Origin of the sequence: Wolbachia endosymbiont of Drosophila bocki, assembly GCF_028982005.1 — a bacterium.
GTDB lineage: Bacteria > Pseudomonadota > Alphaproteobacteria > Rickettsiales > Anaplasmataceae > Wolbachia > Wolbachia pipientis.
In genome coordinates, this window is record NZ_JAPQLG010000072.1 from 1 (window position 1) to 4,027 (window position 4,027).

Sequence of the window (4,027 nt, forward strand, 5' to 3'; positions counted from 1 at the left end):
CCAGCTTGCAAATGATTGTCCTTTCCTTCATTTCTCTCCTATTACGAAGATTTTAAACAGGTTCTCAGAACTTCTAGTAACATGCACCTTGTGGTAAGAAAAAATCAATATATTCACGATAAATTTACCTCATATCTGTGTTTTATATGTGGAAATTGGAATGGAAATTTATGTAGGCAAAGAAAAAAGAATAGCAAATGTGGTGACTCAACACTGGAATGACATAAAAGGATCAGACAGAGATTGGCCAGAAAGGCATGAAATAGACACTGCAGAAATAATGGAATCATGGCAGCATTGTTTTGTCATTGAAGTCAAGGATCAAGGTTATATTTGTGAAAATGCAGGAGAAAAGGCTGTTGAATTCTATGGTTTTGAGAAAAAGACGCGCATTGATAATAAGTATGCAATTGATGCACCATTTTTGCGACTATATAAAATAGATGCAGTTATTGATAAACTTGATACTGTAATAGAGAGTAAATGCCCGATCAATGAAGAGGAAGAAAGTGAAAGTGTTAAAATGAGGCAAGTATTGTTGCCACTTGGGAATAAAGAAGGTATAACACACATATTGGGCGTAATTACTTTTAAACTCCTTTAATATACAATTTTAATTTGATTCTTTAATAAAATTATTTATACTAATGCTTAATTACTATTAAAGAACTCAATAGTAGTGCTTGTAAATTTATTTGGAATATGAAGAAAATAAAATTAAAAACCAAATCTTCTGTGAAAAAGCGCTTTCACCTTACAGCTAAGGGTAAAGTTATTTCTACTCAGTCAGGCAAAAGGCATGGCATGGTAAAGAGAAGTAAATCTAATATTCGTAATCAGCGCGGTACAACGATTCTTGGTAAATCTGACTCGCGTATAGTTAAGCTTCATATGCCTTACGGTATTTAACAAAATGGAGGTAAAATAAAATGGCTCGGGTAAAACGTGGAGTCACTACTCACGCTCGTCATAAAAAAATATTGAAACTAGCAAAGGGTTATAGAGGGCGCGCAAAAAGTTGTTATAGAATTGCATTACAAAGAGTTGAAAAAGCACTGCAATATGCTTATAGAGACAGAAGAACCCGTAAACGTGATTTCCGTAGCTTATGGATAATGCGTATTAATGCAGCAGCAAGAGAGCATGGGCTTACTTATGGTAGGTTTATGCGTGGTCTTACACTTGCCGGCATTGATTTAAATAGAAAAATTCTTGCTGAGATGGCAGTTAATTATAAGGATGATTTTGCCAAATTAGTAGAAACTGTAAGTGGTAAATTAGCGGAGAATTCTTAAAGCAAAAACACCATGAGAATTATTTTCATGGGATCACCAGGATTTGCTGTTAATTCTCTGGGCTTGTTACTGAAATCAAAGAGCGAAGTGGTGACAGTATACACCAAGGCTCCAAAACCTTCGGGGCGTGGACAGAAGCCAATGAAATCTCCAGTACATGTTATCGCTGAAGAAAGTAACATAGAGGTATGTACTCCTATCTCTCTAAAGTTCTCGGCAGAGCAAGAAAAATTTAGAAATTTCAAGCCAGACGTTGCGGTTGTTGCCGCGTATGGATTGATACTTCCAAGAGAAATTTTGAATATTCCAGAATATGGTTGTATTAATATTCATCCTTCATTACTACCAAGGTGGCGTGGTGCAGCCCCGATACAGCACACAATTTTAGCAGGAGATCAAGAAACCGGGGTTAGCATTATGCAATTGGATGAAGGATTAGATTCCGGCCCTATTTTAAAACAGGAAAAATTTCTTATCGAAAAGAACGATAATTACAAGACATTGCATGATAAATTATCTAAGCTAGGCAGTGATTTACTGCTGAAAGTGCTAAACGAAATTGAAAAACAGCTTCCCTTAAAACAGAACGATAACAATGCATGTTACGCTGACAAAGTGGAAGACTATAAAATTTATGCAAGTGATGCCTGTGAAGTTGCTTATAGAAAGGTTAAAGCGTTTTACCCAAAAGCATTCATTAAGATAGAAAATAAACGTATCAGGATACTTGATGCTGACTTTGAAGCTCTCGCTTCAGAACAAGGTAAGATTGTTAACGATAATATGCACATAAGTTTAAAAGGTGGCACTTTAATTCCTAAAGTTGTACAAATGGAAGGGAGAAATCCTTGCAGTATTGAAGATTTTATTCGTGGCTTGAAATCAAGCATGGTAAAAAAATTTATAGAATAGACTACTTTGAAGGGAAGGTTAGGAGGGCTAAAGCAACTTCTACAATTTGGTATTCCGCTGCTTGTTAGCGGAATCTACAACAAGATACCGCGTTTTGGTGTACGAACATTGCAATTTGCAGGCAATTTGAGTAGTAGATGGTGTCATTCCAGTCTGGAATCCAATTTCTATTGTACAGCACCTGGTGTGCTCATTTAAAGTGAAGTTTTCTGGATCCCAGTGTCTGGGCACTGGGATGACATCTTTCTTGGTCTCTTGTATCACAATGTTCGTACAGTTGTGGATACCGTGGCGGTATGACGTGGTAGCTATATATAGACAAATTCCTTTTTCTTAGATATAATTTTAAGAAACTTTCCATATAAAAATGAAAATAAAAAGAGCTTTAATATCAGTATACGATAAAACGAATATAATTGATCTTGCATCGTTTTTAATGCAGCAACAAATAGAAATTCTTTCAACGGGAAATACTTATAAAACGCTATCTAGTGCAGGAATAAAAACACAAGAGGTTTCAGATTACACACAATTTCCAGAGATACTGGGTGGTAGAGTAAAAACTTTACACCCTAAAATTCATGGAGGAATACTTTGCAATAGAGAAAAACACAAAACGGAAATACAAAATCTAGGTATTGAGCCAATAGACCTGCTTATAACTAATCTATACCCATTTTGGGAGACAGTAAGTAGCGGCTCAAATGAAGAGCAAATTATAGAACAAATTGATATCGGCGGAGTGGCGTTAATTAGAGCTGCAGCAAAAAACTTTCGTTTTACTTCAGTTATTTCTAGCATTCAAGACTACGAAGCACTAAAAGCTAAGATGATAAAAAATAACAATGAAACAACATTGGAATATAGAAAATATTTAGCAACCAAAGCATTTGCTCTCACTGCACACTACGATTCTAATATTCACAGTTGGTTTTTATCCCAGAGTAAAAATAATGAGTTGCCAGAGTTTTTCGCACTATATGGGCATAAAGCACAAGAATTAAGGTATGGTGAAAACCCTCATCAAAAAGCTGCATTTTATAGCAATCAATTCACCAAATATCCGCTGGAAAAAATACATGGAAAAGAGTTGAGTTATAATAATATAGTAGATATAGAGTCCGCACTTAACATAACTTCTGAATTCGAAGAGCCTGCAGCAGTGATAATAAAGCACAATAACCCATGTGGCGCTGCTGTTAGTAATAATGCTTTGGAGGCATATGAAAAGGCTCTATCATGTGATGAAGTAAGCAGTTTTGGTGGCATAGTTGCCTTAAATCGGGAGATAGATTTAAAGCTAGCAGAAAAATTAAACGAGATATTTTTGGAAGTAGTGATAGCACCATCGGTAAACAATGAGGCACTAAAAATTTTACAAAGAAAGAAAAATTTAAGAGTGATTATTCATAAATCTTTCCAACAAAATGTGAAATACCAAATTAAAAATGTTGTTGGTGGGTTTTTGGTGCAAGAAAATAATGACCACACAATAAAAGCAGAACAAGTAACAAAGTGCACTACAGCAGAAAAAGAAAAGGAAGATCTTATTTTTGCCTGGAAAATATGTAAACATGTGAAATCCAACGCAATAGTTATAGCAAAAGATGGTTGTGCTATTGGCATCGGCGCAGGGCAAACAAGCAGAATAGATAGTGTGAACATTGCAGTGAAAAAAGCAGGTGAAAAATGTAAAGGTGCAGTGCTTGCTTCAGATGCATTTTTTCCATTCCCAGATAGCATAGTAGAAAGTGCAAAACATGGAATTACAGCTATAATTCAGCCCGGCGGCTCGCTGAAAGATCAAGATGTGATAAAAG

5 protein-coding genes and 1 pseudogene are annotated in these 4,027 nt (G+C 35.6%); 5 read left to right on the plus strand and 1 reads right to left on the minus strand.

The window, feature by feature from the left end; all coding sequences use genetic code 11:
* The first annotated feature begins 160 nt into the window (after positions 1-160).
* The 4 genes from OZD61_RS01410 (at position 161) to fmt (ending at position 2,207) form a co-directional block, all read left to right on the plus strand.
* Positions 161-604: a PAS domain-containing protein gene (locus OZD61_RS01410; RefSeq protein WP_010962890.1), complete on the plus strand. Its 444-nt coding sequence runs from the start codon at positions 161-163 to the stop codon at positions 602-604.
* Between the two features lie 98 nt (positions 605-702).
* Positions 703-909 (plus strand): 50S ribosomal protein L35, encoded by a 207-nt coding sequence (rpmI, locus tag OZD61_RS01415; protein WP_007548610.1) that lies wholly within the window; start codon positions 703-705, stop codon positions 907-909.
* Positions 910-929: 20 nt separating this feature from the next.
* Positions 930-1,295: a 50S ribosomal protein L20 gene (gene rplT / locus OZD61_RS01420; protein WP_274979580.1), complete on the plus strand. Its 366-nt coding sequence runs from the start codon at positions 930-932 to the stop codon at positions 1,293-1,295.
* 12 nt (positions 1,296-1,307) lie between these two features.
* The gene (gene fmt, locus OZD61_RS01425; protein WP_274979581.1) at positions 1,308-2,207 is read left to right on the plus strand and encodes a methionyl-tRNA formyltransferase; all 900 of its coding nucleotides are present in this window, start codon (positions 1,308-1,310) and stop codon (positions 2,205-2,207) included.
* Positions 2,208-2,294: 87 nt separating this feature from the next.
* Here the strand turns inward: fmt and OZD61_RS05845 are convergent.
* Positions 2,295-2,441 (minus strand): annotated as a pseudogene (locus OZD61_RS05845) (WPE palindromic element domain-containing protein); the annotation flags it as partial.
* Positions 2,442-2,574: 133 nt separating this feature from the next.
* Between OZD61_RS05845 and purH the strand changes: the two are divergent.
* The coding region (gene purH, locus OZD61_RS01435; RefSeq protein WP_274979582.1) for a bifunctional phosphoribosylaminoimidazolecarboxamide formyltransferase/IMP cyclohydrolase at positions 2,575-4,027 on the plus strand (1,453 nt) is incomplete at its 3' end.